Source organism: Rhodococcus sp. G6(2025), from assembly GCF_058628105.1.
In genome coordinates this window covers 1,314,802-1,328,911 of sequence record NZ_CP179750.1, presented here as the reverse complement: position 1 = coordinate 1,328,911, position 14,110 = coordinate 1,314,802, and the positions used below count along the sequence as shown (strand labels likewise).

15 protein-coding genes and 1 riboswitch are annotated in these 14,110 nt (G+C 67.0%); of the genes, 8 read left to right on the top strand and 7 right to left on the bottom strand.

The genetic code is table 11. The features are described from left to right. Positions 1 to 55: 55 nt before the first annotated feature. From ACLIVD_RS06375 to ACLIVD_RS06360, 4 genes are all read left to right on the top strand, one after another. Entirely contained in the window at positions 56 to 1,420 is a 1,365-nt protein-coding gene (locus ACLIVD_RS06375; protein WP_283330691.1) for an amidohydrolase family protein, read from the top strand. Positions 1,421 to 1,562: 142 nt separating this feature from the next. Then, complete coding sequence (locus ACLIVD_RS06370; RefSeq protein ID WP_283330960.1) at positions 1,563 to 2,828, top strand: MFS transporter; 1,266 nt, start codon at positions 1,563 to 1,565, stop codon at positions 2,826 to 2,828. A 38-nt stretch (positions 2,829 to 2,866) separates the two neighbouring features. Continuing rightward, positions 2,867 to 3,748: a fumarylacetoacetate hydrolase family protein gene (locus ACLIVD_RS06365; RefSeq protein WP_283354428.1), complete on the top strand. Its 882-nt coding sequence runs from the start codon at positions 2,867 to 2,869 to the stop codon at positions 3,746 to 3,748. Positions 3,749 to 3,759: 11 nt separating this feature from the next. Then, positions 3,760 to 4,686, top strand: coding sequence for a VOC family protein (locus ACLIVD_RS06360; RefSeq protein ID WP_283354427.1), 927 nt, complete (start codon positions 3,760 to 3,762; stop codon positions 4,684 to 4,686). A 15-nt stretch (positions 4,687 to 4,701) separates the two neighbouring features. Here ACLIVD_RS06360 and ACLIVD_RS06355 read toward each other — a convergent pair whose 3' ends face one another. Beyond that, positions 4,702 to 4,923: a hypothetical protein gene (locus ACLIVD_RS06355; protein ID WP_105413018.1), complete on the bottom strand. Its 222-nt coding sequence runs from the start codon at positions 4,921 to 4,923 to the stop codon at positions 4,702 to 4,704. Positions 4,924 to 5,202: 279 nt separating this feature from the next. Here ACLIVD_RS06355 and ACLIVD_RS06350 point away from each other — a divergent pair, with 279 nt between their 5' ends. Further along, a complete protein-coding gene (locus ACLIVD_RS06350; RefSeq protein ID WP_283354426.1) occupies positions 5,203 to 5,607 on the top strand; it encodes a C40 family peptidase in 405 nt (134 codons plus the stop codon). 35 nt (positions 5,608 to 5,642) lie between these two features. Here ACLIVD_RS06350 and ACLIVD_RS06345 read toward each other — a convergent pair whose 3' ends face one another. Further along, complete coding sequence (locus tag ACLIVD_RS06345) at positions 5,643 to 5,984, bottom strand: histone-like nucleoid-structuring protein Lsr2 (protein ID WP_005255167.1); 342 nt, start codon at positions 5,982 to 5,984, stop codon at positions 5,643 to 5,645. 140 nt (positions 5,985 to 6,124) lie between these two features. Here ACLIVD_RS06345 and ACLIVD_RS06340 point away from each other — a divergent pair, with 140 nt between their 5' ends. Next, positions 6,125 to 6,304: a hypothetical protein gene (locus tag ACLIVD_RS06340; RefSeq protein ID WP_283330687.1), complete on the top strand. Its 180-nt coding sequence runs from the start codon at positions 6,125 to 6,127 to the stop codon at positions 6,302 to 6,304. 1 nt (position 6,305) lies between these two features. Here the strand turns inward: ACLIVD_RS06340 and ACLIVD_RS06335 are convergent, their stop codons facing one another. From ACLIVD_RS06335 to ACLIVD_RS06325, 3 genes are all read right to left on the bottom strand, one after another. Beyond that, positions 6,306 to 7,715, bottom strand: a complete 1,410-nt coding sequence (locus ACLIVD_RS06335) for a CitMHS family transporter (protein WP_283354425.1) — start codon at positions 7,713 to 7,715, stop codon at positions 6,306 to 6,308. A gap of 120 nt (positions 7,716 to 7,835) precedes the next feature. Next, positions 7,836 to 9,131 (bottom strand): LLM class flavin-dependent oxidoreductase, encoded by a 1,296-nt coding sequence (locus tag ACLIVD_RS06330; protein ID WP_491932133.1) that lies wholly within the window; start codon positions 9,129 to 9,131, stop codon positions 7,836 to 7,838. A gap of 1 nt (position 9,132) precedes the next feature. Further along, positions 9,133 to 9,897 (bottom strand): 3-oxoacyl-ACP reductase, encoded by a 765-nt coding sequence (locus ACLIVD_RS06325; protein WP_491932132.1) that lies wholly within the window; start codon positions 9,895 to 9,897, stop codon positions 9,133 to 9,135. 48 nt (positions 9,898 to 9,945) lie between these two features. Further along, positions 9,946 to 10,050: riboswitch (TPP riboswitch) on the bottom strand. A gap of 72 nt (positions 10,051 to 10,122) precedes the next feature. Here ACLIVD_RS06325 and ACLIVD_RS06320 point away from each other — a divergent pair. Next, the gene (locus tag ACLIVD_RS06320; RefSeq protein WP_007301081.1) at positions 10,123 to 10,575 is read left to right on the top strand and encodes a MarR family winged helix-turn-helix transcriptional regulator; all 453 of its coding nucleotides are present in this window, start codon (positions 10,123 to 10,125) and stop codon (positions 10,573 to 10,575) included. A gap of 2 nt (positions 10,576 to 10,577) precedes the next feature. Continuing rightward, complete coding sequence (locus tag ACLIVD_RS06315; protein WP_491932131.1) at positions 10,578 to 11,000, top strand: organic hydroperoxide resistance protein; 423 nt, start codon at positions 10,578 to 10,580, stop codon at positions 10,998 to 11,000. 21 nt (positions 11,001 to 11,021) lie between these two features. Here the strand turns inward: ACLIVD_RS06315 and ACLIVD_RS06310 are convergent, their stop codons facing one another. Both ACLIVD_RS06310 and ACLIVD_RS06305 read right to left on the bottom strand, forming a co-directional pair. Next, a complete protein-coding gene (locus ACLIVD_RS06310) occupies positions 11,022 to 11,900 on the bottom strand; it encodes an oxidoreductase (protein ID WP_280778679.1) in 879 nt (292 codons plus the stop codon). A gap of 40 nt (positions 11,901 to 11,940) precedes the next feature. Continuing rightward, positions 11,941 to 13,929, bottom strand: coding sequence for a CocE/NonD family hydrolase (locus tag ACLIVD_RS06305; RefSeq protein ID WP_317571033.1), 1,989 nt, complete (start codon positions 13,927 to 13,929; stop codon positions 11,941 to 11,943). Positions 13,930 to 14,110 lie beyond the last annotated feature (181 nt).

Below are 14,110 nucleotides of genomic sequence, written 5' to 3'. Positions count from 1 at the left end.
CCGCGGGAAAATGAGACTGAGGCAGACACTCTGCCTCTCTCCGAACAGGACACTCATGGACCCGAGTCATGCCACACCACGCCGCACCCTGCTCCGGGGCGCAACGGTCGTCAGCGTCGATCCGGCCATCGGAAACTTCGACCGAGCCGACATCTTGATCAGCGACGATCTGATCGCAGGAATCGACACACGGATCGACGTCGAGCCGGACGTCGAGGTCGTCGACGTCGACGGAATGATCGCGCTTCCCGGATTCGTCGACACTCACCGCCATACCTGGCAGAGCGTCATGCGGCACGGATACGCCGAACTCGATCCCCTCCAGTACTTCGACGAAATGCTCAGGGGAATCGGAGCGGCGTACGAGCCCGAGGACGTCAGGATCGGAAACCTCCTCGGCGCGGTGTCGGCGTCGAGCGCCGGGACGACCACCCTCTTCGATTGGTCCCACATCCAGAATTCACCCGAGCATTCCGACGCTGCGGTCACCGGTCTGCGCGAGGCGGGTATCCGTGCCGTCTTCGGCCACGGATGGCCACTGCAGGGCAACGGCCGGTGGACCGAGAACAGCATGCTCACCCACCCGGCCGACATCGAACGGCTGCAGAAGCAGCACTTCTCCGACCCGGGCGGACTCGTGACGTTGGCCATGGCGGCCAGGGGCCCCGAGATGGCGGCGCCCGGCGTGTGGCAGGCCGACCTCGCCCTCGCGCGCGACCTGGGCATCCGCACGTCGGTGCATGCCGGTGCGTACCCGCACAACGAACCGGTCCACGCCGTGGCCCAGTACGACGAGGCGGGCCTCCTCGCCGACGACCTGACGTTCGTGCACTGTTGCCGCTCCTCCGACGCCGAACTCGCGATGATCGCCGATGCCGGTGCCACCGTGTCGATCGGCGTGCACTGCGAACTCAACTCGCAAGGCATCGGCGACATCCCGCTCGACCGGATGCTCGCCGCGGGTGTACGACCGAGCCTCAGCGGGGATACCGAGACCAAATGCAGCGGAGACATGTTCACGCAGATGCGAATGCTCTTCGGCTATCACCGTTCGTGGATGGGCGGCGGGCACAGCTCCGTCGCGGCCGACCGTGCGCAGCTGTTCCTGCAAGATGTGCTGGCATTCGCCACCATCGAGGGGGCGAGAGCGATCGGACTCGACGACCGGATCGGCTCGCTCACTCCCGGCAAGCAGGCCGATATCGTCCTGGTGCGTGCAACGGACCTGAACCTGGTGCCCGTACTCGATCCGGTGGCATCGGTGGTTCTCGCCGCTCACGAGGGCAATGTCGATTCGGTGCTCATCGGCGGCCGATTCGTCAAGCGCGGCGGAGTCGTGCTCGGGTGTGATCCGTCCGCTCTCGTGAAAGCGGCGGCGGCATCGCAACGACGGATTCTGGGAAGACGCGCCGGCCGCTAGCACTCGTGGGCGCGTACCCCGCCCGAACAGGGTGTATTCGCCGCACGAATTCCCTCCATCACGAACTGCCGCTTCCCGGATAACCCGAGAACAGGAACAGTGATGGTCATCACCACCGCAACAAAGGAGCAAGGCATTGACCATGTCACGCGGGGACGAATTCCGGCGCGGGTGGCCGACTCTGTCAGCGGCCGCCGTGGGTGTCGGCACTGGGGTATCCGGGCTCGCCATCTACTCGGCGGGTCTGTTCACCAGCGATCTCGGTAGGGAGATCGGCCTCAGCGCTGCGATGTACGGGCTGTCCATCACCTTGCTGACCTTCGGGATGGCGCTCGCCGCCCCCGTCGTCGGCTACGCCGTCGACAAGTTCGGAGTGAAGGCCCCGACGATTGCCGGAGCACTGTGCCTGGCAACCGGATTCGCCGCACTGGGAACGGTCGTGCACTCGGTGCCGGCCTACATGACAGCGATGGCGTTGATCGGATTCTTCGGTGCAAGTTCCGGACCGATTGCCTTCACCCGGGCGGTGAGCAGCTGGTTCGACCGCGCCAGGGGCCTCGCGCTCGGCATCACGATGATGGGGATGGGACTCTCCGGCGCCATCATTCCGGTCGCCATCGGCCGCGTCATCGAACTCGAAGGATGGCGGCTCGGCTACCTCACGTTGGCCTGCATCGCGCTCGCCGGAACCCTCCCCACCCTCTTCCTCCTGAAGGTCGCACCCCGAAGCGTAAGCACGCTGGGCACGCCCGGACTGGCGGCCGACGACGGTGACGACTTCGCCACCATCCGCCGGAACCCCCTCTACTGGCGGTTGGTCCTCACATTCGGCCTGATGTCGGTCGCCTTCACCGGCCTCATCCCCTACCTGGTCCCGATGCTTCGGCAGTACGGGATGAGTGTCGGCGGTGCGGCATCGATCGCATCGATCATGGGACTCGCGGTCATCCTGAGCCGACTGGTGATCGGACTGCTCATCGACGTCCTCCGGCCGACCGCGGTCGCGGCCTCGCTCTGCGTGCTGTGTGCCACCGGCGTCGTGCTGTTCGCGGTCGGCGGAGTCGGGTTCGCCCCCGTCCTGGCCTTCACGCTGGGGTGCATGCTCGGCGCCGAGCTGGATATGGTGGGCTACTTCACGTCCCGCTACTTCGGGCTCGCCGCCTTCGGAAAAGCTTATGCAGGCCCCTACATGGCGTTCGTCCTCGGCGGCGGCATCGCGCCCCTGTGGGTCGGTGCCGTGGTGGACCGAACAGGAAGCTACACCGCAGTCCTCTACCTCGTCGCCGCGCTGACGGTGCTGTGCGCCGTCGCCTTCGTGGCCCTGCCGTCCCCGCGGGGACCGAGGCAGGTAACCCCCGGCCCTTCCGATACGAGGCCCACGCCCGCCACCGTCAACGCAGACCTCTGACCACACACCACAGACAACGCTCCAGGAGAACCACTTTCATGCGTATCGCCAACATCGACAACCGTGCCGCTCTCGTCTTCGGAGACGAGGGTTCCGAACGGGCCGTCGACATCGCCCACGCCTCCCGCGGCCGGTTCGGCCCCGAACTTCCCGCCGTCTACCAGGCTTGGGACGACGTCACCGGGTGGGTGGCGGAACAGGACACCCACGCGCTGACGGGGAACAGAGTCCCGATCGACCGGTCCCTTCTCCGGGCACCGTCGCCGGCCCCCCGACAGGTGTTCGCCGTCGGGCTGAACTACCACGCCCACGCCGCCGAATCCGGCTTCGACTCCCCCACGCAACTGCCGCCGGTGTTCACCAAGTACGCGTCCAGCTTCACCGGCCCCGACACCGACGTCGTGATTCCCGCCGGTGGCAACGTCGACTGGGAGATCGAACTCGTCGTTGTCATCGGCCGCGAAACAAGCAACATCGACGAGGCCGACGCCTGGTCCCACATCGCCGGTCTCACCGCCGGACAGGACATCTCCGAACGCATCTCCCAGCTACGCGGTCCCGCACCGCAATTCGGTCTCGGCAAGTCCTTCGCCGGGTTCTCCCCGCAAGGTCCGTGGCTGGTGACCCCGGACGAGTTCGCCGACCCCGACGACCTCGAACTCGGCTGCACCGTCGACGGCGAGGAAGTGCAGAAGGGCCGCACCCGCGACCTGATCTTCCCGGTCTCGAAGCTGGTCGCCGCCCTCTCCCACACCGTCACCCTCTACCCCGGGGATGTGATCTTCACCGGCACTCCGGCCGGCGTCGGCGTCGGCCGCGATCCGCAGCGGTTCCTGCAGGCCGGTGAGACGCTCGACAGCTGGATCGACGGCATCGGCACACTTCATCAGCGTTTCGTCGCCGATCCCGGCGCGAAGTAGAGGACGCGATCATGGCACTGCACGGACTGGGCAAGGTCACCCTCGGCGTTCCCAACGTCGACGAGACCATCGCCTACTACGTCGAATTCGGCCTCGAACACCGCGAGGGCGGGGTGTTCGCCACCCGCAACGGCGGCGAACAACTCGAGATCGTCCACGCGCCCGCGCGTCGACTGGTCGAGTTGACGGTCGCCGCCGACGACCCCGACGACATCGCCTCCATCAGTGCGCGGCTGGCCGGGCTCGGTGTGGCGACCCGTCAGAACGGCACGTCCGTCAGTGCCGTGGAACCGGTCACCGGCACGCGAGTGCGGGCGCAGGTCCGGTCCCGGATCGTCATCGAACCCGCCGTCGCGGCCACCCCCTACAACGGGCCCGGGCGCATCGACCGCTGGGGACGGGCCCCGTTCCTCACCCGCACCGAGCCGGTGCGCCCCCGCAAACTCGGGCACGCGGTGCTCGGGTCCACCGACCTCGAGACCACGATGAGGTTCTTCACCGACGGTCTCGGATTCAAGGTCAGCGACTACATGGGCGACAAGGCCGCGTTCCTGCGCTGCTCCGTCGAGCACCACAACGTCCTCGTCATGGCCGCACCGGTGAGCTTCATGCATCACACCAGCTGGCAGGTCGACGACATCGACGAGGTCGGCCGCGGCGCCCACACGATGCTGGAGAACAACCCCGAACGCCACATCTGGGGTCTCGGACGGCACTACGCCGGTGCGAACTTCTTCTGGTACCTCAAGGACCCGGCGGGGAACTTCTCCGAGTACTACTCCGACATGGACACCGTCCCCGAGGACGAACTCTGGAGCCCGGAAGTGCTGCACGGCCTGCAAGGTCTGTACGCCTGGGGGCCGCCGCCGCCCCCGTCGTTCCTCGAACCGGACGACCTCGCCGCCCTGATGACCGGAGCTCACTCCGGCACCGGGTGACGAGCGGGTCGCCGGCTAGATCAGTTCGACGACGGTTCCCAGGTCGTGCACATGCTCGCTGTCCGACGGCCCGGTGGCCGGCGTGATGTCGCCCCGTGCCGCGTGTGCCATCGATCGCGCCTCGCCCGCGGCGAAGGCAACGGGTACCGCCACGGCAACGGACAGGAGGGCAGCTCCCGCATCGAACGCCAAGCGTGCGACACCGAAAGCACAGTTCGCCGATTCTCGGATCGTCATCGTCCGCTCCTTCATCCCAGTCCACGGGACGTAGCGGACCACTCCCTTTGACCTGACAATTACTCCTCGACGTTACGAGCGGTGTGCACTACTCGCGAGTACCAAACCGACCAGATCGAATGGTTTACCCGGCAGCCGTCGAGTCCGGGCGGCAGAGGCAGAGAAGACAGGCACGTACCCGGGTAGTTCGGCCGATGTGTCCGGACCGCACCGGGACCACTCTGTAGACGGGCGTCCCCCACGACGCGACACCACCGAGTGCACTGGAGCAACGACGGCATGAACCCACACACCGGGAACCACGGATATCACCTGGTTCACACGTTCCGCCCGCCTCCGGTACGGCCGGGACGCCATGCACTGCACGCCGCCGCGTCCAGAATCGGAATCCCGTGCACCCGCGGCGCCGGTGACCACCGGGCCTTCGACAGCTCCGGCCTCGTTCAATGGGCATACAAACAGGCCGGCATATCGGTTCCGCGCACCACCTACGAGCAACTCCGACACGGGACCGCCGTGGACGAGTGCGACCTGCAGCCCGGCGACGTCGTCCTCTTCTACGGGGGCGGGCACGCGGCGATCTACGCGGGAAACCGCATGGTCGTCCACGCACCCGCTCCGGGACGCCCGGTCACGCGAGTAGCGATGAGCTCCATGTCATTTCACGCAGCGCGCCGGTACTGACGACGGACCAGGCGACCACCCGCGGCATCGTGGACTCAGTGAGCGGCGTTGTACGCTTCCTCGATCTCGGCAGGAATACGTCCACGCGTGGACAACTCGTAGCCCTGCGACGTCGCCCATTCTCGAATTTCCTTCGCCTGGCTACGCCCCTGCGACGGTGCCACTGCAGGAGTCGACCGACGCTTCCTTCCACCGACCCGCGTTGCATGCTCGATGTAGTAGTCGAGAGTCTTGTGGAATTCCCTGGCGTTCTTGACCTTCAGATCGATCTCGTAGTCGACGCCGTCGACAGAGAACGGAATGGTCTCCCCCTTACCGTTCTTGATCGGAGTTCCGTCGATGTCGTCGATGCGTTCGACAACAACTTTGCGCGCCACAGTTCCACTCCTTCATCGTCGATAACCCGGGGAACACTACGTCGAAGTATTGTTCACCTGCCAATCCCCGACGGAGTTTTCGAACTGCTGACCCGGGTCCGCCTGATTGGAGCACCCCGCTGTCGGGGTATCCGTCGGACATGACACCGAAGGATGCATCCGGACCGAAGACCACGACCACCGACAGCGGCGCCCCGGGCGCGGACAAGGACGTGGTGTCCGATCCGGCCGAGGACGACAAGAGCTCGGGCGCCGACTGGAGCGGCGAAGGCGGCGCGACCCCTGAGGGGCCCGCCACCGACACCGACACCGAGGACTAGGTCACCAGGGGATCTGTCCGAGGACCACACCGATCACCAGCATCGACAGCGACACCAGCGCCGCGCGCCACAGCACCTTCTTGTGATGATCCGCCAGCGGGACACCCGCCAGGGTCACGAGCAGGAGGATGGCCGGGACGAGGGGGCTCTGCATGTGGAACGTCTGGCCGGTGATGGATGCGCGGGCCATCTCGACCGGCTCGATGCCGTACGTGGCCGCCGTCTCGGCGAGCACGGGCATGATGCCGAAGTAGAAGGCGTCGTTGCTCATGAAGAACGTGAACGGCAGGCTCAGGATGCCCGTGATGACGGCCAGGTGCGGTCCGAGCGAGGCCGGGATGATTTCGAGCAGCCACTGCGCCATGGCCTCGACCATTCCGGTGCCCTGGAATACGCCGGTGAGGACAGCGGCGGCGAACACCATCGCGACCACGGAGACGATGCTCGACGAGTGGCGGGTGATCGCTTCCTGCTGTTCCTTGACCCGCGGGAAGTTCACCGTCAGCGCGATCGATGCGGCCACCATGAACAGGACCGGAATCGGCAGTACGTCCATCACGAGCACGACGAGGAGCGCCACGGTCACGAGCGCGTTGAACCACAGCAGCTTCGGGCGCAGCGTGGGCCGCTCGGGGTCGAGACCGTCGACGAAGCCCTGGCCGTCGTCCGATCCGGCGTCGCCGGAGCCGCCACCGGTTCGGGGTGCGTCACCGTTGCCACCGGAGCCGGAGCCGGTCGCGGACCGCCGGAGGCCGGAGCCCGCGGAGACGAGGAGGCGCTCGTCGGTGAGTTCGAGCGTGCCGATGCGGCGGCGTTCGCTGTAGCCCAGTTGCACGGCGAACAGCAGCACGACGAGCAGTCCGACCACCAGTGACGGGATCATCGGGACGAACACGTCCGACGGCGAGATACCCAGCGCAGCGGCGGCCCGGACCGTCGGTCCGCCCCAGGGGACGATGTTCATCGCGCCGTTCGCCAGGCCGGCGACCACCGTGAGGACCACGGGGCTGACCTTCAGCTTCATGTACAGCGGCAACAGTGCGGACGTCACGATGATGAATGTCGTGGATCCGTCACCGTCCAGCGACACCACCATCGCGAGCACCGCGGTGCCGACGACGAGCCGCATGGGGTCGTTGCGGACGAGCCGGAGGATGAGTTTCACCAGCGGGTCGAACAGGCCGACGTCGATCATGATTCCGAAGAAGATGATCGCGAAGAACAGCAACGCGGCCGTCGGTGCCAGCGCCTTGATTCCGTCGGTGATCATGTCGCCGATGCCGAGGCCCGCTCCGGCCGCGATCCCGAATGCGACCGGGACGGCGATCAACCCGACCACGGGAGTGGCCCGTTTGGACATGATCAAGAACATGAACACGGCCACCATCAGAAAGCCGAGTGCTACCAGCATTGCCACTCCTCGTCCGAACTCGCGTCGTGGTGTGATCGCGATAACAGCCAGTGTCGGGGGGAGGGACGCTCACAGTCACTGTTGCGTACTTAGAGAAGGTTGTGTTCTTTGTGGTGGCAACTACGGGCGCCCCCGGAGATGGTCGCGCAGAGTCTCTGTCTCATACTCCGCGCGGAACAGCCCACGCTTCTGCAGGACGGGGATCACCTCGTCGACGAAGTCTGCGAGGCCGTTCGGGTAGAGCGGCGGCATCAGGTTGAAGCCGTCGGCCCCGCCGCGGCGGAACCACGTTTCGATCTCGTCGGCGATCGATTCCGGGGTTCCGATCATGGTGCAGTGGCCACCGCCGGCCGCCAACGTGCCCAGCAGCGACCGCACGGTGGGACGGTCCTTCTCGATGATCCGCAGGATCGTGTCGTACCGGCCCTGCGGCCCGGTGAACTCCGACAGCGGCGGCAGCGCGGGAACGGGAGCGTCCAGTTCCCAGGCACTGCAGTCCTGCTGGACGAACATCGACAACTGCGCCAGAGACTGTTCGACGGGCAGGAGCGCGTCGAGTTCCGCCTTCTTCCGCCGGGCCTCCTCGGTGGTCGAACCGACATAGGTCACGAGACCGGGCATCACGGTCACCGCGTCGGCGTCGCGGCCCGCCGCGCGGATGCGCCGCTTCACGTCGTCGTAGTAGCTCTGCGCGGCCGTGAGGTCGTAGGCGACGGCGTAGATGCCCTCGGCGCACCGGGCGGCCAGGTCGCGGCCCTGATCGGACGCGCCCGCCTGGAACAGCACGGGACGACCCTGCGGCGAGTGCGGCACGTTCAGCGGACCGTCCACGAGGAAATGCTTTCCCCGATGCTCGACCGGCTTCACCTTGGCCGGGTCCGCGAAGATGCCGTCCCGGTCGAGCACGAGCGCGTCGGGCGCCCACGAATCCCACAGGGCGAGTGCCACGTCGACGAATTCCGCGGCACGCGAATAGCGTTCGTCGTGCGGCGGCATCTCCTCGAGCCCGTGGTTGCGCGCTTCGGCGTCGAACATCGACGTCACCACGTTCCAGCCGGCGCGGCCGCCGCTGATGTGGTCGAGCGACGCCAGCATCCGGGCGGCGTGGAACGGTGTGTAGAACGTGGTGGACACCGTCGTCACCAGTCCGACCCGCTCCGTCGCCCGCGCCATCGCGGACAGCGCGGTGAGCGGTTCCAGGAACCACATGCCTCCGGATGCGGGGTCGCGCACCGAATGCCCGTCCGCGAAGAACACCGCGTCGAGGCAGCCCCGCTCCGCGGTCTGCGCCAACTCCTCGTAGTAGGCGATGTCGCAGAGTCGCTCCACCTGGGACGAGGGGTGCCGCCACGCGGCGCCGTGGTGCCCGCAGCTGTAGAGGAATGCGTTGAAGTGCAGTTGCCGGACGTCGGTCATGTCAGTCCTTGACCAGTCCGCCGTCGACGACGAGGTTCTGGCCGGTCACCGACCGCGACCACGGGGACGCGAAGAACAGCACCGCGTCGGCGAATTCGTCCGGGGTGGTGACGCGCTGCAGCGGGGTGCTCGCCGCGATGAGGTCGAATACCTCGTCGGGAGTGGCGGCGCTCGCGTCGGTGGTGCGGAGCAGCCCGCCCGAGACCATGTTGACGGTGATGCCGTCGGGACCGAGGTCGGCGGCGAGGGTGCGGGTCAGCGACAGCGCGGCGGCCTTGGCGGCCGTGTAGTCGTGGTACGGGACGACGGGGTTCTGGAACAGGTTGGTGCCGATGTTCACGATCCGGCCGAACCCGAGCGTACGCATGCCCGGCAGCGCGGCCTGCGTCGTGTGCAGCGTCGCCTTCACGCTGCCACGCAGCTGCGAGTCGAAGGACTCCCACGTGATGACGTCCGCCTTGTCGCGTGCGTCGCCGTTGAAGGAGAAGTCGGCGAGCGCGTTGTTGATCACCGTGGTCACCGGGGAGCCGAAGTGCTCCTCCGCCGCGGAGAACAGGGCCGCCACCTGTCCGGCATCGGTGACGTCGGCCCGGAGCGCGACCGCACGGTCCGCGCCCAGGGACGCCGCGAGTTCTTCGGCCGCGTCCCGGCTGTTCCGGTAGTTCACGATCACCCGCGCGTTCTGCGCCGCGAACGACCGCACGATGGCGGCGCCGAGGCCCCGCCCACCGCCGGTCACCAGGACGATCTGCTTGTCGAGCTGCATGCTGTCACCTTCCGTTCGGTCGGCGACGAGACATCGGATGAGCGCATACGGGCGTCTCCGCGACATCCCTTCGCCGGCATTACCCAGTTCAGGTTCGACGGGTCTGTTCTCAGCCGTCCGGCTCGTCGCCGGGCAGCACCCCGTGTCACTGGCCAACAGTGTAAGCGCAATCACCGATTCCAGTTCTTGGTTGTGCACAACCTAGTTGTATGCAACTATTCAGTGGTGACCGACAACCTCACCCTCGACCGCCAGGTGTGCTTCGCCCTGTACTCGGCTTCCCGGGCCATGACGGCGAGATACCGGTCGATGCTCGACTCGTTGGGAGTGACCTACCCGCAGTACCTCGTGCTGTTGGTGCTCTGGGAACGGGACGGCCGCGGAGTACGTGAGATCTGCGACGCCCTCGACCTCGACACCGGCACGCTGTCTCCACTGCTCAAGCGGCTCGAAACCCTGGGACTGGTCGAACGCCGGCGCTCCTCGGCCGACGAGCGCCGGGTCGGGATCCACCTCACCGAGAAGGGTGCGGCCCTCCGCGCCGCCGCGGAGGGCATCCCCGCCGAACTCGCCGACTCGACGGGAATGGAGATCGACGAACTCGTCGCCCTCCGGGACACCCTGTCGCGGCTCACCGAGTCACTTCACAGCTTCACCACCCCTACAGGAGAGAAGTAACCATGAAGATCGTCTACACCGCCGAAGCCCTCGCGACCGGAGAAGGCCGCAACGGCCACGCCCGCACGTCCGACGGCAAGCTCGACCTGAACCTCGCGATCCCCACCGAGATGGGCGGGTCCGGCGACGGCACCAACCCCGAGCAGCTGTTCGCCGCCGGATACGCGGCGTGCTTCCACTCCGCGCTCCAGTTGGTCGGCCGTCAGGCGAAGGCGAACGTCGTCGACTCGGCCGTCGGCGCCCGCGTCGGCATCGGCCCGACGGACAGCGGCGGATTCGGTCTCGCCGTCACTCTCGAGGTTTCCCTGCCCCACCTGCCCCGCGCCGAGGCGCTCGAGTTGACCGAGAAGGCACACCAGGTGTGCCCCTACTCCAACGCCACCCGCGGCAACATCGACGTCACCCTCGAGGTCACCGAAGACTGAGCAACCCTGACGGGCGTCGCGTCACCCGAACGTGAACTCGACGCCCGTCAGGTCCTCCGACAGCGCCCACAGCGCCCGCGCGGTGTGCTCGTCCCGCGACTTCTTGTTGGAGCCCACCACCTTCGGATGGCCACGCTGCTCGAACAGGCCGTCCGGCCCGATGTAGCTGCCACCGATCACGTCGGATGCCGTTGCCGCGTACAGCATCGGCAGCGCCCCCATCTCCGCCGACTGCGCGAAGATCCGGTTGCCGACGGCCATCAGCTTGTCCTGCACCGACTCGGTGTGGGCCTGCAGATTGGTCGATGCGTAACCGGGGTGCGCGGCCACCGCTTTCACGGGTGACCCCGCCGCGGACAGCCTGCGCTGCAACTCGTACGTGAACAGCAGATTCGCGAGTTTCGACTGCCCGTAGGCGCTCCAGCGGTTGTACTTGCGGCGTTCCCAGTTGAGGTCGTCGAGGTGAATCGTTCCCGCCTGATGTGCCGCACTCGACATCGTGGCGACCCGATCGGTGATCTTGTCGAGCAGCAGGCCGGTCAACGCGAAGTGCCCGAGATGGTTTGTGCCGATCTGCATTTCGAATCCGTCGGCGGTCGTACGCTGCGGAACCGCCATCACGCCGGCGTTGTTCACGAGCACGTCGACGGACTCGACACCGGCGGCGAACTCGCGCACCGAGGCGAGGTCGGACAGATCGAGGCGGCGCACCTCGGCGTTGTCACCGATCGACCGTGCGACGACCTCCCCCTTGTGGGTGTTACGGCAGGCCAGCACGACGTGCGCCCCCGCCTTGCCCAGCGCTCGCGCGGCCACCTCCCCGAGACCACTGTTGGCGCCCGTGACGACGAACGTGCGGCCGCTCTGATCGACGATGTCCGAAGCTGTCCACTTGGTCATGGCGTCAACCCTACGGATCTCGGGAGTTGGCGTGAACGTTTCACCACGCCTGCGCTCCGACCAGCGGCAGATTGAGGAAACTCGGCCGATCCGGGGACAACGCGACGTGCTGCGGCTTCAGTTGGCTGTCGGCCAGAATCGGTCCGAGCGGCAGGTACCGGGGGACGCTGCCCGCGTACACGTCGACGCGCAGCCGGTGCCCCGGCGCGAGGACGGCGTCGGTGGGCACGAAGTTGATGTCCACTGGCGTCACTTCACCCGGCACCAGCGGCTGACGCGCGTCCACCGTCAGATAGTGGTGCGGTTCGGTGTAGTCTCCGTTCGCCGACTTGGTGCTCTTCGAATCGTCCACGGCCCGCATGGAAGCGGTGAGCGCACCATTGGTGAGCGGGGTCGACGTGCCGTCCGGTGCGACGTCGTTCAGTGTCACCGCCCAGAATCCGTCCGGGGCGTCGAGCACCGTTTCGAGGTGCAGATTGACCGGACCCGACAGCTCGGTCGGCTGCGCGACGGGGGCGCTGGTGAACGTCAGTCCCTCGGCCTCGGCGAACCGGGAGTCCTTGCTGCACACCGATCCGAAGACGACGGCCGCGCCTGCGGTGCCCTGTGCTCCGTCGCGGGAACAGAGCCCACGAAGGCCGGGTGCGACGGTGAGTCGTGCTGCGTCGCCGGGTTTCGCCGACACCAGGCTGCCGTCGTGGGCGGCGTGCCCGGCGGTGCCACTGGGGGCACCCGACAGGTACATCCGCTGGTAGTCGACACCGGCCCGCGGAAACTGATCGGTGGTGGTCCAGCCGTTGCCCTGCTGATACAGCGTGACCGGGCCGTACTCGTCGATGCCGTTGTCGATGCCCTTCAGCCACTTGTCGAACCAGGCGCGTTCGAGGACGTCGAGTCGTGGCGGCGCACCCTGTTCGCCGAAGCCGCCACCGAACGAGATGTGGTAGGCGTCGCTCATGATCAGCTGCTTCTCACCGGCAGGCAGTGGGATGTCGTTGTAGACCCGCGGCTCGCTGTTCGCGAAGATGTCGTGCCACGCGCCGTAGAGCATCGTCGGCACCTCGATGTTCGCGGCCTGCGCCTTCCGCTCCTCGTAGAACTGGCCGTCCTGCGCCACCCGCAGCGTGCCGGGGTCGAGACCGTTGATGTCCGGCGCGGTCATGGCCTCGATCAGTGCGGGGAAGAGCGTCAGCGGATCCCGCAACCGATCCTGCAGCCACTGCTGGTCGAAGCGTCCCTGCGCGATGGCCTGGACGTCGGGAACGAACTTGAGACCGTTGACCAGCGACAGCCACAGCGGCATGAATCCCACGCCGAGACCACCGCCCGTTCCGACGATGTCGCGGAGCAGATCGTTGCCCGGTTCGGTCGGGAAGATGGCCTTCAACGCCGGCGGCTGATGCCCCGCGGCCTGCAGCGAGTTGATTCCCGAATAGGACACCCCCGCCATGCCGACCGTGCCGTCGGACCATCCCTGCTTGCTCATCCAGTCGATGATCTCGACGGAGTCCTGCTGCTCGAGCGGACCGAGCGCCTGCCATTCCCCCTGGGAGAAGCCGGTGCCCCGCGCATCGACCACCACCTGGGTGTACCCGTTCCGGACGAGGTCGCGGTTGATGCCGAAGACGCGCATGCCGCCACCGGTGAGCACCTTCGCCGCTTCGCCGACACCGTCGAACGGGGTTCCGGCGAGATCGAACGAGTTCACCAGGTCGACGACGGTGTCCTCGAGTCCCGGCACCGCGAACACGGAATCGACGACGTTGCCGACCAGCTTCGTGTACGGCGTGACATTGAGAACCGACGGCATCCTGGTGTCGATCGGCGTGCCGGAGGCGTCCGCGGGGCGATAGACGTTGGCCTTCAGCACCGTTCCGTCGCTCATGGTGATGGGGACATCCCAGTCGATCGCGATCACCGGGTACTCGGGCGGCGCGTCGACCGCCGCGTTCCACGCGGCCCCGGCCGCCCCACCCGTCGGATCCGCCGACGCCGTCACCGTGGGCACCACCGCGAGCCCCACCCCCATCGCCAGAGCGACTGCCACCGCACCCGGTCGAAACGCCCATCGACGCACGATCACTTCGAACCCCCGTGAAATCCCGATGACGCGCCTCAGCGGCCAGTCAGGGTGGCCCGCGTCACAAACTTACCGGATAGTAACCTCGAGTCCCCCGGCGGTCAACGGCGGATTTCCGCAGCCTGTCGAC

Coding starts and splice junctions, on each gene's coding strand:
- ACLIVD_RS06340 (WP_283330687.1), top strand. CDS start 6,125: ATGACACCGAAGGATGCATCCGGACCGAAGACCACGACCACCGACAGC.
- ACLIVD_RS06350 (WP_283354426.1), top strand. CDS start 5,203: ATGAACCCACACACCGGGAACCACGGATATCACCTGGTTCACACGTTC.
- ACLIVD_RS06335 (WP_283354425.1), bottom strand. CDS start 7,715: ATGCTGGTAGCACTCGGCTTTCTGATGGTGGCCGTGTTCATGTTCTTG.
- ACLIVD_RS06305 (WP_317571033.1), bottom strand. CDS start 13,929: ATGGGGGTGGGGCTCGCGGTGGTGCCCACGGTGACGGCGTCGGCGGAT.
- ACLIVD_RS06360 (WP_283354427.1), top strand. CDS start 3,760: ATGGCACTGCACGGACTGGGCAAGGTCACCCTCGGCGTTCCCAACGTC.
- ACLIVD_RS06315 (WP_491932131.1), top strand. CDS start 10,578: ATGAAGATCGTCTACACCGCCGAAGCCCTCGCGACCGGAGAAGGCCGC.
- ACLIVD_RS06365 (WP_283354428.1), top strand. CDS start 2,867: ATGCGTATCGCCAACATCGACAACCGTGCCGCTCTCGTCTTCGGAGAC.
- ACLIVD_RS06330 (WP_491932133.1), bottom strand. CDS start 9,131: ATGACCGACGTCCGGCAACTGCACTTCAACGCATTCCTCTACAGCTGC.
- ACLIVD_RS06325 (WP_491932132.1), bottom strand. CDS start 9,897: ATGCAGCTCGACAAGCAGATCGTCCTGGTGACCGGCGGTGGGCGGGGC.
- ACLIVD_RS06370 (WP_283330960.1), top strand. CDS start 1,563: ATGTCACGCGGGGACGAATTCCGGCGCGGGTGGCCGACTCTGTCAGCG.
- ACLIVD_RS06355 (WP_105413018.1), bottom strand. CDS start 4,923: ATGACGATCCGAGAATCGGCGAACTGTGCTTTCGGTGTCGCACGCTTG.
- ACLIVD_RS06310 (WP_280778679.1), bottom strand. CDS start 11,900: ATGACCAAGTGGACAGCTTCGGACATCGTCGATCAGAGCGGCCGCACG.
- ACLIVD_RS06375 (WP_283330691.1), top strand. CDS start 56: ATGGACCCGAGTCATGCCACACCACGCCGCACCCTGCTCCGGGGCGCA.